This is a genomic window from Thalassospira sp. ABD4_177 (assembly GCF_056160125.1).
The window spans coordinates 142,809-161,536 of record NZ_JBSWWO010000003.1 but is presented as its reverse complement, the minus strand read 5'-3'; the positions used below and the strand labels follow the sequence as shown (position 1 = coordinate 161,536).

The following is an 18,728-nucleotide window of genomic DNA, read 5'->3' as shown; positions in this document are numbered from 1 at the left end:
CGCATCAAGAATCCACTCGGTTTGCCATGCTTGAAATTGAAAATGGCCTTTATCTGGATGAACGCCATCTGACCTTTCAGTTTGTCCGTGCCTCTGGCCCGGGCGGGCAGAACGTCAATAAGGTATCCAGTGCCGTTCAGATGCGTGTGCGCATTGATGATTTGACCGAACTGCCACAACGCGTGCGCAATCGCCTGCGCGAACTCGCTGGCAGCAAACTGACCAATGACGGCGAAATCATCTTTGACGCCCAGCGCCATCGCACCCAGGAACGCAACAAGCAGGATGCAGTCGAACGGTTTCTCGCCCTGCTGCGCAAGGCAGCTGAACGCAAGAAATACCGCGTCAAAACCCGGCCCAGCCTGTCAGCCAAACGCAAACGCGTCGATTCCAAAAAGAAGCGCGGCGACACCAAAAAGATGCGCCAGAAGCCGTCATACTGACACGCCCCACCACCACCGCCGGTCTCCCCCACACATAGGCCCCGCCATGACCATTGACTGGAACCATATTTCAGAAGCCGAACTTCCCGCCAATTGCGGATGGAAGGGCAGCTATCGTGTGCGCTATTCCGAAATCAGTGACAATGGCAAGGTCATGATGTCGGCACTGGCCGATTACATGCAGGATGCGGCGGGATGGGGCGCACGTATCCTGAAATTGGCCTATGACGACACGGTTGATAAGGGGATTGCCTGGGTGCTGGCACGCATGGTCATTCACATGCGCGACTATCCCGGCAATGGCGAGGATATTCTGGTTGAAACCTGGCCGTCGGGTGTTTCGCGTCGGGTCGCAACGCGTGACTTTCGCCTGACCAACAGCAAGGGCGAGGTGATCGGTGTCGCGCAAAGTTTCTGGGTGATGTTTGACCTGACCACCCGCCGCGCAGCCCAATGGCCCGACTGGATAGAGGAACGCCTGCCCGATCCGCCCGGCCCCAAATTGATCGAACCTGCTTTGCGACCGGCCTTTACCAAGGATCCTTTGCCCACGGTCGATAACATCAAGGCTCGCCCGTCTGATCAGGACCTTTATGGGCATGTCAATAATGTGCGCTTGATGCAGTGGGTTATGGGTGTTGCCGGCCCGGACGGTCAGCCGGATTTCCATCCCGAAAGTCTGGATATCCAATTCCGCACCGAATGCCGTGTCCATGAACGGGTTGCCATTCGCCACAAGGATGGCTTTGCCGCCATCACCCGCGAGGAAGACGGCACCGATCTGGTGCGGGCCCATATCGTGCCGGTTAACCAGACGGCCGTGGCTTAGGCTCAGCGTCCAGCCATCATCGCTTCAAACAGATCAGCAATCGGCTTGAAGCTTTTGCGGTGGTGTGCCGTGGGGCCAACCTCGCCCAAACCGGCCATATGTTTTTTAACGCCATATCCTGCATTGCCTTCCCAGCCAAAGAAGGGATAGCGCACGGCAAGACGCGCCATGGCACGGTCACGCACCACCTTCGCCACAATGGATGCCGCGGCAATCGACAGTGACTTACTGTCCCCCTTAACGACCGTCTCCACCGCACAGGGCAAACCGGGATCACGGTTGCCATCAACCAGCGCCTGATCCGGCACATTATCAAGACGATCCACCGCACGGCGCATGGCAACATAGGTCGCCTGCAGGATATTGATCTGGTCAATCTCGCGCACCGATGCCGCGCCAATACCAACCTCGGCACAGCTCATGATGATGTCATGGAGCCGGTCACGTTTCTTGGCAGACAGCTTTTTGGAATCATTGAGCTCGGCCACAAGCTCCACCGGCAACCGATCATCGCGGGGCAGGATAACAGCCGCAGCAACCACCGGCCCCGCCAAGGGCCCGCGACCGACCTCGTCGATCCCGGCAATCCGGCCGTGATACTGATCTTCAATGGCAAAGTCTGGCATTCTGTTTGGTATCCCTTTCTGCTATTGGTCATAGCAAGCCAAGGGGCGTCGGACAATAAACGAGCTTGCCCTCTAGTCAGGAATTTCACGACAAGCTTGCTGCGCCTGATACGCTTCACGCATCAGCACGTGACGCAAATAACCGTCGACCATCTGATCAGCCGTCATACCCAGTTTTTCGGCAAGCTTTCGCGAAGCTCTGTTGTCTGCATCGATATCAGCAACAATGCAGGGCAGCGCGAGACTGGAAAAGCCATGATCCAGAATGACTGATGCTGCTTCGGTTGCAATGCCCTGCCCCCAGTGATCGGGATGCAAGCGCCAGCCAATTTCGATCTCTGGCCCTGTGCCGTCCTCGGGGATCAACAATACCCACCCCAGAAACTGATCGGGCCGGGTCTTGTCAAAGATCGACCAATAGCCAAGCCCCTTTCCATAATCTTGCGCGATGCGGACCTTGATAAAGGCCTTGTGCTGAATTTGATCGTCCCATGGGCCACGAATAAAGTCGACAACGCCCGGCGCCCTGTCCATCGCAAGACAGGCATCCAAATCGTCCATTGTTCTCGGACGCAAAACGAGACGTTTGGTTTCAAATATCATCACTTTGCGGGATCACCACGGTTGGAGTATCGACATCCTAACAAAAAACGGCACCGGTTTCCCGGTGCCGCTCATAAATCTCAAAAGGTAGACCTCAAAGGTCGTTGCCCTTTCAGGTTTCCTTTTCCTGATATTCCTCGCTTGGGTCATATCCTTCGGCCCCGATCGGATCGAATGTCGACCATCCTTCATCCTGATTGCTGGGCGGCAGTTCCGTATTCGGATCCACATTCAGCAGCATATAGGCCTTGGCAATCAGGTTGGCTGTGATCGGCGCTGTCAGGAAAATGAACAGCGTGATCAGCAATTCATGGATGGTGAAGCTTCCGCGTTCCACCCAGAAAAACAGCATCGAGGCAATCAGCGCCCCACCAAGCCCGACGGTGCTGGCCTTGGTCGGCGCATGCAGGCGTGTCAGAAGATCACGCAGCTTGATCATCCCGAACGATCCGACCAACAGAAACACCCCGCTGATCACGATCAGAAGCGAGACGATGAGTTCAACAACAAACGGCATCTTATCGCTCCCTTATTCGATGATGTCGCCACGCAAGACGAACTTGCAATAGGCCACGGTTGAAACAAAGCCAAACATCGCAAACAGCAACGCGCCTTCGAAATACATCGCTGTTCCCTGTCCGATCCCGTAAAGCACCAGAAGCGCAATGGCATTGATCGCCATCGTGTCCACTGCCAGAACCCGGTCAGCTGTCGTCGGCCCCGCCGTCAGGCGATACAGGTTCATCAGCAGTGCAAGTCCGACACAGATGAAGCCGAAATTCAGTGCATATTCGATCATTCGAAGATCTCCTTCAGACGGCGTTCATAACGGTCCTTGATGTCATCAACCACGCCCTGCGCATCGGGCGCATGCAGGCAATGAACCAAAAGACTTTTGGCATCGGCACTGAGGTCAATCGTCACCGTGCCGGGCGTCATGGTAATCGTACCGGCAAGGGTCGTGATTGCCTCGCTCGAGGTCAGGTCAAGCGGGACAACAACGCACTTGGACTCAAGGCTTTCGGTTTTGCGGAACAGGATCAGGCCGGCAACGATAACGTTGGCAACAAGAATGTCCCAAAGCACAATCAGCAAATACTCGCAAATCGCATAGACATTGCGAATACGCGGGCGGCCCGGCCAGAAACTCGATGTGATCAACGGAATGACAATCGCGAGAAGCAGGCCAAAGATCACGGCACCGGCCGAAATCTCATTCACCAGAAAGACCCAGACGACCAGAAGCGAAAGTGTCAGAAGCGGATGAGGCAGATAACGTTTCATCATGATGATCCTGTCCTTCCCCTTACTGGCCAATCTGTGCAAAGGCATTTTCGCCCAGCACCGCTTCGATATATTGCGACGTATCGAACAATTGTGCCGATACACCTTGCATATAGTCGCTGATCGGCCCGGCAAAGATCGTAAGCGCAATCAAGGCTGACAACATGCCGCAGCTGGCCGCAATCGGCAGAACCGGCCATTTGGCACCTTCAACTGTGATCTCGCCATCGACCGAGGCACTCTTCCAGAACAGGACGCTACCCGCGCGGCCAAAGCCGACGATACACATAAGCGACGTCACCAGGATAATCGACCAGATCCAGACCATGGCATCGCTGTCGCGCGCCGCATCAAGGATCTGCAACTTACCGATAAAGCCACTGAGCGGCGGCATCCCGGCCATCCCGATCGCACCGACAAAGAACAGCACCGCAAGGAAGCCCAACTGATGGAACTTCGGTGCGGTATGCAGGCTGTCGCCATACTGGCCACGGCGTGACACCACAAGATCGGCAATCAGGAACAGAGCAGCCGCCGAGAAGGTCGAATGCAGCAAATAATAAAGACCCGCCGAAATGCTTTCAGGCGTGAACAGCCCGATGGCGATCAACAAGGTCCCCATCGATCCGATCACGGAGAAGGCAATCAGACTGTTAAGGCGCTTTGCCGCCAAAACCCCGGTCATGCCCAGCACCAACGTAATCAGGGCCGCGGGCAGGATATAGGGTTGTGCAAGCCAGGCCATATCACCAGCGGTATCCCCAAAGGCCAGCGAATAGACACGCAGAACCGAATAGGCCCCGACCTTGGTCATGATCGCAAACAGCGCTGCCACCGGTGCCGGTGCATTGGCATAGGTTCCCGGCAACCAGAAGTGAACCGGAACCAAAGCCGCCTTCACACAGAATACCAGAAGCAGGATCAGCGCACCTGCGCGCAGCAGGGCCGCATCACCAGACGCGACATTGGTCACCTGAATGGCAAGGTCGGCCATGTTCAGCGTGCCGGTAACGGAATAGATCATACCGACACCAACCAGGAACAGGGATGACCCCGTCAGGTTAATGACGACATATTGCATGCCCGCCTTCAGTCGATCCGCCCCCGCGCCATGCAGCATCAAGCCATAAGACGCGATCAGCAGAACTTCAAAGAAGACAAACAGGTTAAAGACGTCACCGGTCAGGAATGCACCATTGACCCCCATCAGCTGGAACTGGAAAAGGGCATGGAAATGCTTGCCGCGCTGATCCCATTCGCTCGATGCAAACAGGACAACACCAAGACCGAGCAGCGATGTCAGGAACACCATCATCGCTGACAGTCGATCAAGCACCAGCACAATGCCAAATGGTGCCGGCCAATTCGACAACGCATACATTTCCGGGCCATTGTCGCTGGCAAAGATCAAAAGCGAAAGCGTGACCGCCACAAGGGCAACCGTCGCTGTAATCGAAAATACGCGCTGCAGGATAATGTCGTGGCGTACCGCCAGAACAATCAGGGCGGCCATCACGGCGGGCAGCACTATGGGAACAACAATCCAGTCACCCATCAGTTTTTATCTCCTGCTTCGGATGGCTCACCAACCGGGCGACCGTCAACATGGTCATTGCCGATTTCAAGATAAGCCCTGATCGCAAGAACCACGATCAAGGCGGTCATGCCGAATGAAATCACAATCGCCGTCAGGACAAGGGCCTGGGGCAACGGATCGGTATATTCGGTCACACCATCACGAAGGATCGGCGGCATGTTGATGGTCAAACGGCCCATCGCGAAAAGGAAAACGTTCACGGCATAGGACAACAAAGCCAACCCGATCACCGCCGGGAAGGTCCGCCCGCGCAGCAACAGATAAGTGCCACACGTTGTCAGAAGCCCGATACTACTTGCGACAAGAAATTCCATATCAGGCCTCCTTTTCCGGCGTTGCCACCGGTGCAGAGGGATCGTGATCCATCGGCTCGGCATTTATGTCGACATGTTCTGCCATGCGTTCGATCTGTGAAAGCTTGGCCAGTGCCAGCATCACAGCCCCGACCACGGTCAGGAACACACCAAGGTCAAAGCCCATGGCCGATGCCAGCTCAAACTCGCCAACAATCGGCAGATGAACATGGGTAAAGCCACTGGTCAGGAACGGAAGCCCCGCAACCCAGGCCGACGCCCCGGTGATGGCCGCGGCAATCACACCAAGGCCGATCATGCCGTGATAATGAACCTTCATGCGGTTCTGGGCCCAGCCAAAGCCGGATGCCATATACTGCATGATAAGCGCTACTGACACGACCAGACCGGCGATAAAGCCACCGCCCGGCTCGTTATGCCCCCGCAGGAAGATGTAAACACCCACCATCAGTGAAAGCGGCAACATCACACGCGTCGCAACAACCATCATCATCGGATGGCGGTTCGGCGACCGGCGACGTTCAACCACCCAATCGGCCAGACGCCGTGCGGCATCGCCCTTGGTGACCGTTTCAACCAGCGCAAAGATCGAAAGCGCGGCAATACCCAGAACAATGATCTCGCCAAAGGTATCAAAGCCACGGAAGTCAACGAGGATGACGTTCACAACGTTGGTCCCACCGCCTTCGGTTTTCGAATTCGCCAGATGATAGGACGAAATCGTATTGGGCAGATCACGTGTCATGATCGCCCAGATCGCCCCGCCAATACCAAGACCAGCCGCAATCGAAACAATACCGTCGCGCATCTTGCGCCCCGGCAGGCTTTCCTTCGGCGTTTCCTTTGGCAGGATGTTAAGGGCGAGCAACATCAGAATGACGGTAACTACCTCGACCGAAATCTGCGTCAGCGCAAGGTCCGGTGCGGAAAGATAGATAAAGCCAAGCGATACGATCAGGCCGACCACACCCACAAGAAGCAATGTCAGCAAACGGTTGTGATGCATGAAGACGGCCGCCACACAGGTCACGACCAGCAACAACCAGCCAATCGCCGCCGGTGGAGAAACTTCAAGAAGTTCACGCGTACCCGACTGGAAGTCCGGCTTGGCAAAGAATCCCGAAAGCCCGATGCCAATCGAACCGATCACCATAATCGCAAGATAGCGCTGCAGCGATCCGTTATGCAGATTGTCCGATACCAGTCGGCTTACTGCGACGGATTTGGCGATCGCGCAATCAAACATTGCCTTGGCATCCGGACGCGACAGGTTGGCGGTTGCCGACATCAGGCCACCATGGCGCATCAGCAACAGCGAACCACCAATCAGCGCAATCACACTCATGCCAAGCGCCGGTGTCAGGCCATGCCAAAGTGACAGATGATATTCCGGCAACTCACCCCCGGTAACAGCACCCGCAGTCGCCGCCACCAGCGGCCCTGCGATGGTGGCCGGGAACAGACCGATCAGAACCACCAGGATCGTCAGCAATGCGGGCGGTGCCCACATGCCAAACGGCGGGTCATGCGGATGATGCGGAAGGTTTTCATCACGCGGCTTGCCCAGCCAGACATGGAAGATAAACCGGAAGGAATACGCAACCGAGAACAACGCACCAACAGTTGCCAGAAGCGGCAGTACCCAGTTCTGATCGAACCACATGGTGTGCCATGCTTCTTCAAGCATCATTTCCTTGGAAATGAACCCGTTGAACGGAATGACACCGGCCATCGAGGCTGCGGTGATAATTCCGATGGTGCCGGCAATCGGCATCAGGTTCAACAAACCGCCAAAGCGGCGAATATCACGGGTCCCGGTTTCATGATCAATGATACCGGCCGTCATAAACAGCGCGGCCTTGAAGGTCGCATGGTTGATGATGTGGAAGACACCGGCAACCGCGGCCATCGGCGTTCCAAAACCAAGCAGCATGGTTACAAGACCAAGATGACTGACCGTTGAGAAGGCCAGAAGCCCTTTAAGATCATGCTTGAAGATCGCAATCCATGCGCCCAGCACCATGGTCACCAGACCGGCCGTCGCAACGATATAGAACCATTCCGGCGTTCCCGAAAGAACCGGCCACATGCGAGCCATCAGGAAGATGCCCGCCTTCACCATTGTGGCCGAGTGCAGATAGGCCGAAACCGGTGTCGGGGCTGCCATCGCATGCGGCAGCCAGAAATGGAACGGGAACTGCGCGGATTTGGTAAAGCAGCCCAGCAGGATCAGGATCAAGGCCGGCAGATACATCGGCGATGCCTGGATCAGATCGGCGTTCTGCAGAATGACGGTCAGATCATACGACCCGACAATATCGCCAAGGATCAGCATCCCGGCAATCATCGCCAAGCCACCGGCCCCTGTGACGGCAAGCGCCATGCGCGCGCCCTGACGACCAGCCGGAAGATGTTTCCAATAACCGATCAAAAGGAACGAGGACAGCGACGTCAGTTCCCAGAAAATCAGCAGCAGCAGGATGTTATCAGACAGAACGATGCCGACCATGGCCCCCTGGAACAGAAGCAGGAACACATAGAACCTGCCCATCGGATCGTCCTTGGAAAGATAGAACCGCGCATAAATGATAATCAGCAAGCCGATGCCAAGGATCAGGGTCGCAAACAGCAAACCCAGCCCATCAAGGAAGAAGGTCACATTCAGACCCAGTTCCGGCAACCAACTATAACTGACTTGAAAGACCTCGCCGGCAATGACCGCCGGGGCCTTTGCCATCAGCAGGATCAGGGCGAGCAACGTGACAGAACCGGTCGCTGTCGCACATGCGTTGCGCCCGGCCCTGATCATTATGGCGGGTAAGACCGCCCCAATGAAGGGAAGCAAAACAATGAGGGTGAGACTCATGAAAGACCCTTATTTTTGGATATTCGCCACATCGCCCCCAACGCGAGGCAGCAAGAAAATTCCGCCAGAAAGTAGTATTTGTTCAGAAAATGGTCAAGAAAACCCAAACAGGGCAGCTTTTTACCTTCTTGCTGTCAAGTGAAGACGATCACCCCCGGTTTCAACCTTGTACCGTCAAAACATCACTTTCTGCCGCCGGAAAGTTGCATTGCTTCTGGCATCATGCGCAAGCGGATCATTGCAACTGTGCCCAAAACCGGACCGACCGCCAGCATGGCAAATGCCCCCCACCAGCCGGTATGATCGGCAATCACCGGCACAAGATGGATCGAAACAAGCGCAATAAGGAACCCGATGGCATTTTGCAGGGTCAATGCCGTTCCGACCTGATGGGGGTCAGCCAGTTCAATGACACAGGATGAAAATTGCGCCGAGTCAGCAACCACCGAAACACCCCAGACAAGACAGACAGCAAAAAGCAGGATCACCGGTGCATCGGCCAAACCACCCGCAATCAGCGCACAGCCGCCACTGACCAACATGGCGAAAATTGTCACCGTCGTGCGCCCGATCCGATCAGCATAATAGCCACCGGCCAAGGAACCGAACGCACCGACCCCGACAATCGCAAAGGTAGAAAGCGCCGACCAGACACCGGGATTGTCAACCAGCCGATCGGAAAAGGCGCCAAACAGGAACAAACCGATCCAGCCCCACATGGCATACAATTCCCACATATGACCGAAATAACCATAGCAGGCATGGCGCAATGCCTTGTTTGACCATATTTTGCCAACCATTTTCGGATCAAAGCGTGGTGATCGTCCCGGCGCACCGCCCAGATGGACGAACAAGACCGCAATCGCGGCAAGATAGGCTGTCACACTGGCCGTAATGATCACGTAGCGCCAATCAAGCGGTACGGCCACCGCAAACAGATGCGGCATGGCCGACCCCATGGTCAGCGCCCCGACCAAAAGACCGACCAGAAACCCGGTATCACCGCGTGACCAGGTTGCCACCATCTTCATGCCGACGGGGTAAATACCCGCCATGCAAATACCCGTGATGAGACGCAACAGGATCACGACAATACCGTCTATTGGCACGACAAGTATCAGCAGATTGGCGGTCGCCGCAATCATTGCCGATACCGCCCAAAAACGCCTTGGTTCGATACGATCTGCCAGACCCAGCACCGCACTGGAAACAGTTCCAAGGACAAAACCCAGTAAAACCGCACTGGTAAACAACGAAGATTGCAGCGCGCCAATGCCAAACTCACTGCGCAATTGCGGCAGCACTGCCGTGGCCGAAAACCACAAGGCAAGCGCCATCAACTGGCAAATCGTGATCATGGAAACGGCAAATATCTTGCCCCTACGCACCGCTGTCTCCCCGGTCATTGGTCGTATTCTTGCCCTGTTGAAAGCCCCATCATAACCAACCCGTACCGGAATCCCACGACTGTTTGAAAACCTTCAAAACAAAAAGAAATGCCGCCGGTCGGAACCGGACGGCATCAAGTTTCCCGAGCGGGAATAAAATTTAAGTCAGTTAACTTAATCAATTATGATCGCGCTGATCATCAATCACCTTGCCGTCATTGGGCAGGCTGCCGGTTTCTGCGGCAACAACAGCACCACGCAGCTTGCAGACACAGGCGAGTGTTTCGGCAATCGCATCAATCTGGCTGGCATCAACGCCCTCGCAGCTGAGCGTCATGGTGTCATTGTCGTTTTCGCGCGTGACCACAAGGCGGGCCTTGGTGATCCCGCCATGGCGTTTGACGATTTCCGCAACCTGTTGCGGATGGACAAACATGCCCTTGATCTTGGTGGTTTGATCGGCACGCCCCATCCAGCCCTTGATGCGATGATTGGTGCGTCCACAGGTGCTTTCACCCGGCGCAATCGCCGACAGATCGCCGGTCGCAAACCGGATCAGGGGATAGTCCATGTTAAGGGTGGTCACAACGACTTCACCGACCTCGCCCTCTGCGACCGGCTCACCGGTGCCCGGACGAACGATTTCAAGAATAATGTCCTCGGCAACAATCATCCCGTTCTTGGCATCACTTTCATAGGCAATCAGGCCAAGGTCAGCACTGGCATAGCATTGCAGCATGGCAATATCGCGCTCGGCAAACCAAGCCCGTAGACTTTCCGGCAGCGCTTCACCCGATACCAGCGCGCGCTTGATCGAGGTGATATCGGCACCAAGTTCCTCGGCCTTTTCAATCAGGATTTTCAGGAAGGATGGCGTGCCGCTATAGCCCGCTGGCTTAAGGTCGCTGATCGCCTTGACCTGGGCTTCGCTTTGGCCAACACCGGCCGGAACCACGACACAGCCGCACGCACGTGCGCCACTGTCAAAAATGAACCCACCCGGTGTCAGGTGATAGGACAGGCAGTTATGCACGATATCGCCCGGGCGGAAGCCCGCAGCAAAGAACGCGCGGCCCATCCGCCACCAGTCATCGCCCTTGCCCTGCGGGTCATAAATCGGACCGGGGCTTTGGAACAGGCGCGCCATCGCCGGGATCGGCGTTGCATTGAGACCCGCCAATGGCGACTCCTTGGCCTGCGCATCAATCAGATCGGATTTCCGCGTCAAAGGCAGTTTTTCCAATGCTTCGCGCGTGGTGATGGTTTGCGGATCGACGTCGGCAAGCAACCGGCCATAGGCTGCCGACTGTGATTTGGCATGATGCAAAATACGCGGCAAGGCGGCCATCAACCCGGCCTCGCGGCTTTCCTGGGTGCGCGTTTCGCGTTCGTCAAAATAAGTCTTCAGCATCATACCCGTCTTTCATTCAAAGGCGCCAGCCACAGACATGGATGTGGTTGGCGTATTCACCCTAAAGCCAACGTTTACGGCGTTTATAGGACTTGATGTTCTTGAAGCTTTTGCGTTCTTCAGAACCGCCGCCGAGATAGAACTCCTTGACGTCCTCGTTATTGAGAAGCTCGTCACGGGTGCCATCCAGAACAACCTTACCGCTTTCCATGATGTAACCATAGTCGGCAACTTTCAGCGCAAAGTTGGCGTTCTGTTCAACGATGAGCATGGTGATGCCCTGCTCGCGATTGATCTTTTCAATGATCCCGAACACTTCCTTGACCAGAAGCGGCGACAGGCCCATCGACGGTTCATCCAGCAGGATCATCTTGGGACGCGCCATCAATGCACGGCCAATGGCAAGCATCTGCTGCTCCCCACCTGAAAGGTAACCGGCAAGACCGGTGCGTTCCTTAAGGCGCGGGAAATATTCAAAGACCATCTCGATATCGTCTTTGACCTTGTTGTCCTTGCGCGTATAGGCCCCCAGACGCAGGTTTTCGATACAGGTCATGTCCTCGATGATACGGCGACCTTCCATGACCTGAAACAGGCCGGAGCGCACGATATCCTCGGGGTTGCCATTGGCAATCTGGTTGCCCATGAAATTGATGTCACCGCGGGTGACTTCGCCGTCTTCGGTTTTAAGCAACCCCGAAATCGCTTTTAGCGTCGTGGATTTGCCAGCACCGTTCGGGCCGAGCAAGGTCACGATCTTGCCTTGCGGAACCTCAAGCGAGACGCCACGCAGGACCAGAATCACCTCGTCATAGACGACTTCGATGTTATTGACCGACAGCATTGGTTCAGCGGTTTCTATTTTGCGGGCGGGCTCTGCCATGGTGTCCCTTTCGAATGTTCGTCTTGTGATCTCCAGCTGCCGGAGACAGGGCATCTTGCGTCTTGTGCCCGGCCTCCGAACAGTCTGGGAGACATTCGTCTTACTGGATGGTCTTAGTAACCAAGCCAGTCGTCGCGGCGCGGCAGCGTTACAGTCGTTACTTTTTCGACCGTTGCATCGCCACCTTTGGCGCTGCCGTTATAGATGTTGACGGTGTTGATGCCGCGATGGTCCTCGGCGGTCCAGGTTGCTTCCATGCACACGCCTTCCAGACCAGCAGGTACCCAGTTCTGGCGGGCATACATGCCGGCCTTGATGTTTTCACCGGTAATGCCGCCGTTCGCCTTTGCCCATTCCATGGCTTCTTTCATGTAGTAGGCTGAGCAAATGCCACGGATATAGTGGTGGGTGCGGAACTCTTCGCCGGAGCTGTCCGACATTTTCGAGACTTCACGCACCAGATTCATGCCCGGAACACCTTCATCGGTCCAGAAGCTTGTCATCGCCGGGAAGACGTAGTTTTCAACGTCGCCGATGGTTTTCAGCGTCTCGTAGTCACCCGCCCAGATGTTGGCGAGCCATTTCGGGGTCGCACCAACCGTGTCGCAGGACTTCACCAGCGACACCACCGACGGGCCCAGGTTGCCAAGGTAACCATAGTTGGTCCCGGCTTCTTTCAGGGTCAGGCACTGCGCCTTGAAGTCACCCGGCTTCATCGAAACAACGACCGGTGCGGTCACCTCAAAGCCAAGCTCGGTGGCATATTCTGCGCAGGCTTCTTTCGGGGCGTTTGGATACGGGTGGTTATCGCCGATATGCGAGAAGATCGGCTTGCCGGAACCACCGGACTCTTTCCAGTCCTCAGCCGCCCACTGAACCAGCGCACGACATGCATCGGAATAGGATGCGCCATAGAAGAAGTTATAAGGTGCCGGCTTGGCGGTTTTCGGGTTTTTGCCGGTCGGGTCGGTCAAATGACCGGAATAGGACGCGGAATAGACCGGGACTTTATCCTTGGCGACAAAGCTGATCAGGGCTTCGGTGTCGCCCGTACCCCAGCCTTGCATTGCAACCATCTCATTGCGCGAACGCCATTTCTTGTAGTTGGCAATCGCTTGCGGAACCTTATAGGCATAGTCAATCGATTCTGAATCCATCACCGTGCCATCAATACCGCCATGGGTGTTGATGTATGACAGGGCATCGCGCACACCATCGGCATAGAATTTGCCGATGAAGCCGGTCGGGCCGGTGATATCCATCAGATGGCCGACAAAGACCATATCGTCATCTGCTTGCGCTACCGAGAATGACAGTCCGGTTGCAACCATCGCGGTTGCGGCAATCAATCTTTTCATCACGACGTCTCCCTTGGACGTTTTCACAAAAGTAAGCCTCCCGGTCGCCCCGTTTTGATCCCGGCCCTTTTGTTTTTTAGAAGCGGGCCGGGTTCGGGGTTTTAATCAGTACGAGAAGGGATAAAGCTTCCAGTACGCCCTGATCTGCTGCCAGCGATGGGCAAGCCCATCCGGTTCAAAGATCAGGAAAAGGATGATGGCCAGACCAATTGCCATCTCCTTGATGTAAGCCAGCCCGTCAGTCACAGCCGTTGAACTGGCCCATTCGAATACGCTAAGCGCGCTGACACCGCTTTCCATAACTTCGGGCAGAAGCACCATAAACACCGTGCCCATCAGCGTCCCTTTGACCGAGCCAAGACCCCCGATAATGATCATGCCTAGGAACTGGATCGACAGCAGAATGGTAAAGCCCTCGGCCGAGACAAAGCCAAGATAGTGGCCATACATCGCCCCGCCGACACCGGCATAGAAAGACGAAATCGCAAAGCTCATCAGGCGATATTTCGTGAGGTTGATGCCCATGATTTCAGCCGAAAGGTAATGGTCACGCACCGCCACAAAGGCACGGCCATCACGGGTCCGCATCAGGTTGGTGCCCAGCAGATACATCACCACCAGGAAGAACAGGCACACATAAAAGAAACTGAAATCATCATAGATTTCATAACCAAACACACTCACCGGGTTGGCTGCCGCACCGTAAGAACCGCCGGTAAACCACTCGGCACGGGCAAAGAAATCTTCAAGGATGAACTGGGCGGCCAGTGTCGCAATCGCCAGATAAAGCCCCTTGATCCGTGCAGCAGGCAAACCAAACAGCATGCCGACAGCCGCCGTCATCAGACCGGCCAACGGGATCGACAGCAAAACCGGAATGCCGGTTGTGTTGTTAATCCAGGCCGAGGCAAATGCGCCAAAGCCAAAGAACGCGGCATGGCCCAGCGAAATCTGCCCGGTAAAGCCAACCAGAATGTTCAGACCAAGGGCTGCAATCGCGAAATACGAGATCTGAATGAACAGGTTGACGTAATAGCCATCCAGCACAAACGGGATCATGGCAACGGCAAAGATGCCAAGAATCGCGGCGTTGCGGATATAGGTCGTATCAAAGATGCGGGTATCCTGACGATAGGTCGTACGGAAGTCACCGCAAGGACGTAGCGAAAATCCAGCCATAGTACTTTTCCTCGTCCCTTAGATACGTTCGATGTCTTTGGTGCCAAACAGGCCGTACGGCTTGATGCACAGGATAATGACCAGCACGTAGAATGGCGCGATCGAGAACAGGTTGCCCCAGTGCAGATACTGGCCATCGACAAACTCTGCGGTGTTTTCCAGAAGACCGATGATCACGCCGCCGACAATCGCGCCAACAATCGAATCAAGCCCGCCCAGGATCACCGCCGGGAACACCTTGATGCCGATCACCGACAGGGCCGAGGACACGCCATTGACCATGCCGATCACGATCCCGGCGACACCCGATACAAGGGCCGAGATCGCCCAGGACATCGCAAATACGGTTTTGACGGAAATACCAAGACTTTGGGCAACCTGCTGATCAAAGGCGGTTGCGCGCATGGCCAGGCCAAGCTTGGAATATTTAAAGAACCAATAGAACCCGGCCATGATGAACAACGAGATCACGAAGCTCATGATATAGGCCGTCTCGATCTGCATCCCCAAAAGGTTGACCGATCGGGTTTCAAACACCTGCGGATAGGTCGCGGTCGTCGCCCCGAAGATCCATTTGGTCGCTGCCTGGAAAAAGATCGAAAGCCCGATGGTCACCATGATCACCGAAATGATCGGCTCGCCAATCATCGGTCGCAACACGACCATCTGCAGGACGACGCCAAACGCCATCATGAACAGCAAGGTAAACAGGAAACCCAGCCAGAAGGGCATTTGCATTTCGACAAGGAATGCATAACACACCCATGCCCCGATCAGCAGGAACTCACCCTGGGCAAAGTTGACGATCTGGGTCGATTTGTAGATCAGGACAAAGCACATGGCGACAACGCCATAGAGTGTCCCGACAATCAAACCGTTCAGCAGAAGCTGGAACAGAAGTTCGAAATTCATGTTGCCATCCCTGTAATGGCGGCCCGCGTGCCGGATGTTTCCCGGCCGGGGTCACAGTTATGCTGCTGCCTTATTCGGCGGCTTTCGGGGCCGTCTGTGCGACCTTGTCATTTTCAAGATCAACAACCTTCACACTCGTCTGGATGCGGGTTTTCGACCCGTCCTGGAAGGTGATCATGGTGTCGATATCAACCTTGTCATTGCCGGCATAAACCGCATCAATGATGTCGGCGTATTTTTCGGCAACCACACCACGGCGCACTTTGCGCGTCCGCGTCAGTTCGCCGTCATCGGCATCCAATTCCTTGTAAAGCAGCAGGAACCGCTTGATCCGCTGGGCTTCCGGAAGCGTTTTGTTCACTTCGCGGATTTCCTCGGTGATCATGTCATAGACCTGCGGCTGCGCTGACAGGTTGGTATAGTTGGTAAAGGCAATCCCGCGCTGCTCGGCCCATTTCGCCATGATCGAATAACGAATGCAGATCATGGTCGACAGGAACGGCAAATCCTTACCAAGGATCACGGCCTCGGCAATGAAAGGGGAGAATTTCAGTTTATTTTCAATAAACTGCGGCGAATAGCGCACCCCGGTGGATGTTTCCGCCAGATCCTTCATACGGTCGATCACCACAAGGTGCTTGTTCTCATCCTTGAAGTAGCCGGCATCGCCGGTATGCATCCAGCCATCCCGGACATCCTCGTCATAGGCGTCCTGGTTTTTGTAGTATCCGGTAAACATGCCCGATGTGCGTGCGACGATTTCGCCAACACCGTTTTCGTCGGTGTTGATCACCTTGATCTCGGAATTATCGAACGCAACACCGACCGTATCGAAATCAATGTCTTCTGGCTGATGGATGGTATAGGCGCCACACAGCTCGGTCTGACCATAAAGCTGACGCAGCGGAACCCCCATCGCATGGAAGAACTTGAAGGTTTCCGGGCCGATTGCCGCACCACCGGTGGCAGCCGATCGTAAATTGGAAAAACCAAGCCGGTCTTTCAGCGCATTCATCAGTATCACATCGGCAATTTTTGAATAACCACCGCTGTCCATGGCGGTACGCGCCAATGCCATACCGAAATCAAACATCTTTTGTTTGAAGGGCGTTGAATCCATCATCCGTGCGCGAACATCAGCCGCAATGGTTTCCCAAACGCGCGGTGCGAGCAGAACGAAGTTCGGGCCAATTTCGCGCAGGTCGGCCATCATGGTTTCCTGCTCTTCGACGAAATTGACGATCTGGCGGCTGATCAGCGACTGACCCACGACATAGACCTGCTCCATGATCCATGGCAGCGGCAGGACCGAGACATAATTATCGCCGGGATATTTCGGGTCAGCCCGAAGATAGGCTGCACAGTGATCAAGGAAATCACCGGAATTGAGCATCGCCATTTTCGGCTTGGACGTCGTCCCCGACGTGGTGCAGAGAATGGCACATTCATCTCCGCGGGTATCGGCGATCATCTGGTCATAGGACCCCGCGTTCTGTTCCTCGAACGTGCGGCCAAGCTCATAAAGCTTTTCGACATCCATCAAACGCGGATCGTCATATTTACGCATCCCGCGCGGGTCACAATAAACAATGTGCTCGACGGTCGGGATATCATCGCCAAGCTCGATCAGTTTGTCGCACTGTTCTTCGTCTTCGGCGATCAGGATCCGCGCCCCTGAATAGGTAATCAGATAGGCGACTTCTTCGTGCAAGCTGTCCTGATACAGACCAACCGACATACCGCGCAGCGCATGGGCGGCGATTTCGGCCCAGACCCATTCCGGGCGGTTTTCACCGATGATGCCGACAACATCACCCTGACCAAGGCCAAGGGCGCGCATGCCAAGCGTCATCCATTTGACGCGGTCGTTATAATCCTGCCAGGTGAATTCCTGCCAGATGCCGAATTCCTTTTCGCGCATGGCGACTTCTTTGGGCCAGTTGCGCGCGTTGTAGGCCAGCACTTTCGGGAAAGTATCCAGCGACTTGGTGTCGGCATATTCCGGGATATTGCTGCTCATGCTCAGGCCACCTGCTCGTCTTCGTCCGTTTCGTCGTCTTCTTCGCCGAGATAGGCTTTCTTCACATGCTTGTTGGCCATCACTTCATCGGGCAGGCCTTCGGCAATCTTGCGACCGAAATCAAGAACCATTACCCGGTTGGAGATATCCATCACCACGCCCATGTCATGTTCGATCATGACAACGGTCATGCCCCACTCTTCGTTGAGGTCGATGATAAAGCGCGCCATGTCCTCTTTTTCTTCGAGGTTCATGCCCGCCATCGGCTCATCAAGCAGGATCAGATCCGGGCGCAGCGCCACCGCACGCGCCAGCTCAACACGTTTGCGCAACCCATAGGAAAGCGTGCCGGCCGTTGCCTTGCGGATGTGGGAAATTTCAAGAAAATCAATAACGTCTTCGCAAAAGCGACGATGTTCCAGCTCTTCCTTCTGCGCCCCGCCAAGCCAGTAAAGCGGTCCATTAAGGAAGTTGTTCTTCAGCAGGTGGTGACGACCGACCATGATGTTATCAAGCACATTCATGTGCCCGAAAAGCGCGAGGTTCTGGAATGTACGACCAATGCCAAGTTCGGCACGGTCATTGGGCTTGAGCCCGGTAACATCCTGACCTTTGAAGGATACCGTTCCCATGGTCGGGGTGTAACGCCCCGATACGCAGTTCAACATGGATGTCTTGCCGGCACCGTTCGGACCGATAATCGAAAAAAGCTCGCCCGGCTGAACGGAAAAGCTGACATCACTCAGCGCACGCACACCGCCAAACACAAGCGACACGTCGCTAATCTGTAGAATAGGACTCTGTGACGTCATGCCGTCGCATTCCTCCCTGACTTGGGCCACAAATGCCGCAGAACCGCATTTCCGGTTCTCACGCGTATAAATTTGCAAACCGCTGTTCAGTTTCCCTGATGATGTGTCGGTTTATTTTATGACCCTGACCTTACGGAAACCGGGCGTGACACATTTAATAAGCATTTAAGTACCAATTTCAGCATATCGCGTCAATGCAATGA

Annotated in this window: 18 protein-coding genes; 2 read left to right on the top strand and 16 right to left on the bottom strand. The window is 55.2% G+C overall.

The genetic code is table 11. The features are described from left to right. The first annotated feature begins 26 nt into the window (after window positions 1-26). Together arfB and ACXAF0_RS16695 are read left to right on the top strand one after the other, a co-directional pair. Window positions 27-443 (top strand): alternative ribosome rescue aminoacyl-tRNA hydrolase ArfB, encoded by a 417-nt coding sequence (gene arfB / locus ACXAF0_RS16700; protein ID WP_475346965.1) that lies wholly within the window; start codon window positions 27-29, stop codon window positions 441-443. A gap of 46 nt (window positions 444-489) precedes the next feature. Beyond that, entirely contained in the window at window positions 490-1,272 is a 783-nt protein-coding gene (locus ACXAF0_RS16695) for an acyl-[acyl-carrier-protein] thioesterase (RefSeq protein ID WP_475346964.1), read from the top strand. 2 nt (window positions 1,273-1,274) lie between these two features. Here the strand turns inward: ACXAF0_RS16695 and ACXAF0_RS16690 are convergent, their stop codons facing one another. The 16 genes from ACXAF0_RS16690 to ACXAF0_RS16615 all read right to left on the bottom strand — a co-directional run bounded on the left by ACXAF0_RS16690 (window position 1,275) and on the right by ACXAF0_RS16615 (window position 18,525). Next, window positions 1,275-1,898, bottom strand: coding sequence for a ribonuclease HII (locus tag ACXAF0_RS16690; RefSeq protein ID WP_475346963.1), 624 nt, complete (start codon window positions 1,896-1,898; stop codon window positions 1,275-1,277). Between the two features lie 72 nt (window positions 1,899-1,970). After that, the gene (locus ACXAF0_RS16685) at window positions 1,971-2,501 is read right to left on the bottom strand and encodes a GNAT family N-acetyltransferase (protein ID WP_475347193.1); all 531 of its coding nucleotides are present in this window, start codon (window positions 2,499-2,501) and stop codon (window positions 1,971-1,973) included. Window positions 2,502-2,613: 112 nt separating this feature from the next. After that, the gene (locus tag ACXAF0_RS16680; protein WP_475346962.1) at window positions 2,614-3,018 is read right to left on the bottom strand and encodes a Na+/H+ antiporter subunit G; all 405 of its coding nucleotides are present in this window, start codon (window positions 3,016-3,018) and stop codon (window positions 2,614-2,616) included. Window positions 3,019-3,030: 12 nt separating this feature from the next. Next, window positions 3,031-3,300 (bottom strand): K+/H+ antiporter subunit F, encoded by a 270-nt coding sequence (locus ACXAF0_RS16675; RefSeq protein WP_475346961.1) that lies wholly within the window; start codon window positions 3,298-3,300, stop codon window positions 3,031-3,033. Further along, window positions 3,297-3,788: a Na+/H+ antiporter subunit E gene (locus tag ACXAF0_RS16670; RefSeq protein ID WP_475346960.1), complete on the bottom strand. Its 492-nt coding sequence runs from the start codon at window positions 3,786-3,788 to the stop codon at window positions 3,297-3,299. The genes ACXAF0_RS16675 and ACXAF0_RS16670 overlap by 4 nt, the downstream gene beginning before the upstream one ends. Before the next feature lie 19 nt (window positions 3,789-3,807). Next, a complete protein-coding gene (locus tag ACXAF0_RS16665; protein WP_475346959.1) occupies window positions 3,808-5,340 on the bottom strand; it encodes a monovalent cation/H+ antiporter subunit D in 1,533 nt (510 codons plus the stop codon). Next, entirely contained in the window at window positions 5,340-5,696 is a 357-nt protein-coding gene (locus ACXAF0_RS16660; protein WP_044827705.1) for a Na+/H+ antiporter subunit C, read from the bottom strand. Before ACXAF0_RS16660 ends, ACXAF0_RS16665 begins: the two co-directional genes overlap by 1 nt. Window position 5,697: 1 nt before the next feature. Continuing rightward, entirely contained in the window at window positions 5,698-8,562 is a 2,865-nt protein-coding gene (locus ACXAF0_RS16655) for a monovalent cation/H+ antiporter subunit A (protein ID WP_475346958.1), read from the bottom strand. Window positions 8,563-8,744: 182 nt separating this feature from the next. Continuing rightward, window positions 8,745-9,968, bottom strand: coding sequence for an MFS transporter (locus tag ACXAF0_RS16650; protein ID WP_475346957.1), 1,224 nt, complete (start codon window positions 9,966-9,968; stop codon window positions 8,745-8,747). Between the two features lie 160 nt (window positions 9,969-10,128). After that, window positions 10,129-11,364 carry a phenylacetate--CoA ligase family protein gene (locus tag ACXAF0_RS16645; protein WP_475346956.1) on the bottom strand — a complete coding sequence of 412 codons (1,236 nt, stop codon included), beginning with the start codon at window positions 11,362-11,364 and terminating at the stop codon, window positions 10,129-10,131. A 58-nt stretch (window positions 11,365-11,422) separates the two neighbouring features. Continuing rightward, the gene (locus ACXAF0_RS16640; protein WP_363928342.1) at window positions 11,423-12,205 is read right to left on the bottom strand and encodes an ABC transporter ATP-binding protein; all 783 of its coding nucleotides are present in this window, start codon (window positions 12,203-12,205) and stop codon (window positions 11,423-11,425) included. Window positions 12,206-12,357: 152 nt separating this feature from the next. Next, entirely contained in the window at window positions 12,358-13,602 is a 1,245-nt protein-coding gene (locus ACXAF0_RS16635; protein WP_475346955.1) for an ABC transporter substrate-binding protein, read from the bottom strand. A gap of 105 nt (window positions 13,603-13,707) precedes the next feature. After that, on the bottom strand, window positions 13,708-14,781 hold the full coding sequence (locus tag ACXAF0_RS16630; RefSeq protein ID WP_475346954.1) for a branched-chain amino acid ABC transporter permease: 1,074 nt from the start codon (window positions 14,779-14,781) through the stop codon (window positions 13,708-13,710). Between the two features lie 18 nt (window positions 14,782-14,799). Next, window positions 14,800-15,693, bottom strand: coding sequence for a branched-chain amino acid ABC transporter permease (locus ACXAF0_RS16625; protein WP_475346953.1), 894 nt, complete (start codon window positions 15,691-15,693; stop codon window positions 14,800-14,802). A gap of 70 nt (window positions 15,694-15,763) precedes the next feature. Next, on the bottom strand, window positions 15,764-17,713 hold the full coding sequence (locus tag ACXAF0_RS16620; protein WP_475346952.1) for an AMP-binding protein: 1,950 nt from the start codon (window positions 17,711-17,713) through the stop codon (window positions 15,764-15,766). A 2-nt stretch (window positions 17,714-17,715) separates the two neighbouring features. Continuing rightward, a complete protein-coding gene (locus tag ACXAF0_RS16615; RefSeq protein WP_064787476.1) occupies window positions 17,716-18,525 on the bottom strand; it encodes an ABC transporter ATP-binding protein in 810 nt (269 codons plus the stop codon). Window positions 18,526-18,728: the final 203 nt, after the last annotated feature.

What these genes read in the sequence shown, in the direction of transcription:
- arfB (WP_475346965.1), top strand. Translation starts at nt 27, where the DNA reads ATGCTTGAAATTGAAAATGGCCTTTATCTGGATGAACGCCATCTGACC.
- ACXAF0_RS16660 (WP_044827705.1), bottom strand. Translation starts at nt 5,696, where the DNA reads ATGGAATTTCTTGTCGCAAGTAGTATCGGGCTTCTGACAACGTGTGGC.
- ACXAF0_RS16620 (WP_475346952.1), bottom strand. Translation starts at nt 17,713, where the DNA reads ATGAGCAGCAATATCCCGGAATATGCCGACACCAAGTCGCTGGATACT.
- ACXAF0_RS16655 (WP_475346958.1), bottom strand. Translation starts at nt 8,562, where the DNA reads ATGAGTCTCACCCTCATTGTTTTGCTTCCCTTCATTGGGGCGGTCTTA.
- ACXAF0_RS16650 (WP_475346957.1), bottom strand. Translation starts at nt 9,968, where the DNA reads ATGACCGGGGAGACAGCGGTGCGTAGGGGCAAGATATTTGCCGTTTCC.
- ACXAF0_RS16695 (WP_475346964.1), top strand. Translation starts at nt 490, where the DNA reads ATGACCATTGACTGGAACCATATTTCAGAAGCCGAACTTCCCGCCAAT.
- ACXAF0_RS16640 (WP_363928342.1), bottom strand. Translation starts at nt 12,205, where the DNA reads ATGCTGTCGGTCAATAACATCGAAGTCGTCTATGACGAGGTGATTCTG.
- ACXAF0_RS16685 (WP_475347193.1), bottom strand. Translation starts at nt 2,501, where the DNA reads ATGATATTTGAAACCAAACGTCTCGTTTTGCGTCCGAGAACAATGGAC.
- ACXAF0_RS16630 (WP_475346954.1), bottom strand. Translation starts at nt 14,781, where the DNA reads ATGGCTGGATTTTCGCTACGTCCTTGCGGTGACTTCCGTACGACCTAT.
- ACXAF0_RS16670 (WP_475346960.1), bottom strand. Translation starts at nt 3,788, where the DNA reads ATGATGAAACGTTATCTGCCTCATCCGCTTCTGACACTTTCGCTTCTG.
- ACXAF0_RS16625 (WP_475346953.1), bottom strand. Translation starts at nt 15,693, where the DNA reads ATGAATTTCGAACTTCTGTTCCAGCTTCTGCTGAACGGTTTGATTGTC.
- ACXAF0_RS16690 (WP_475346963.1), bottom strand. Translation starts at nt 1,898, where the DNA reads ATGCCAGACTTTGCCATTGAAGATCAGTATCACGGCCGGATTGCCGGG.
- ACXAF0_RS16680 (WP_475346962.1), bottom strand. Translation starts at nt 3,018, where the DNA reads ATGCCGTTTGTTGTTGAACTCATCGTCTCGCTTCTGATCGTGATCAGC.
- ACXAF0_RS16665 (WP_475346959.1), bottom strand. Translation starts at nt 5,340, where the DNA reads ATGGGTGACTGGATTGTTGTTCCCATAGTGCTGCCCGCCGTGATGGCC.
- ACXAF0_RS16635 (WP_475346955.1), bottom strand. Translation starts at nt 13,602, where the DNA reads ATGAAAAGATTGATTGCCGCAACCGCGATGGTTGCAACCGGACTGTCA.
- ACXAF0_RS16615 (WP_064787476.1), bottom strand. Translation starts at nt 18,525, where the DNA reads ATGACGTCACAGAGTCCTATTCTACAGATTAGCGACGTGTCGCTTGTG.
- ACXAF0_RS16675 (WP_475346961.1), bottom strand. Translation starts at nt 3,300, where the DNA reads ATGATCGAATATGCACTGAATTTCGGCTTCATCTGTGTCGGACTTGCA.
- ACXAF0_RS16645 (WP_475346956.1), bottom strand. Translation starts at nt 11,364, where the DNA reads ATGATGCTGAAGACTTATTTTGACGAACGCGAAACGCGCACCCAGGAA.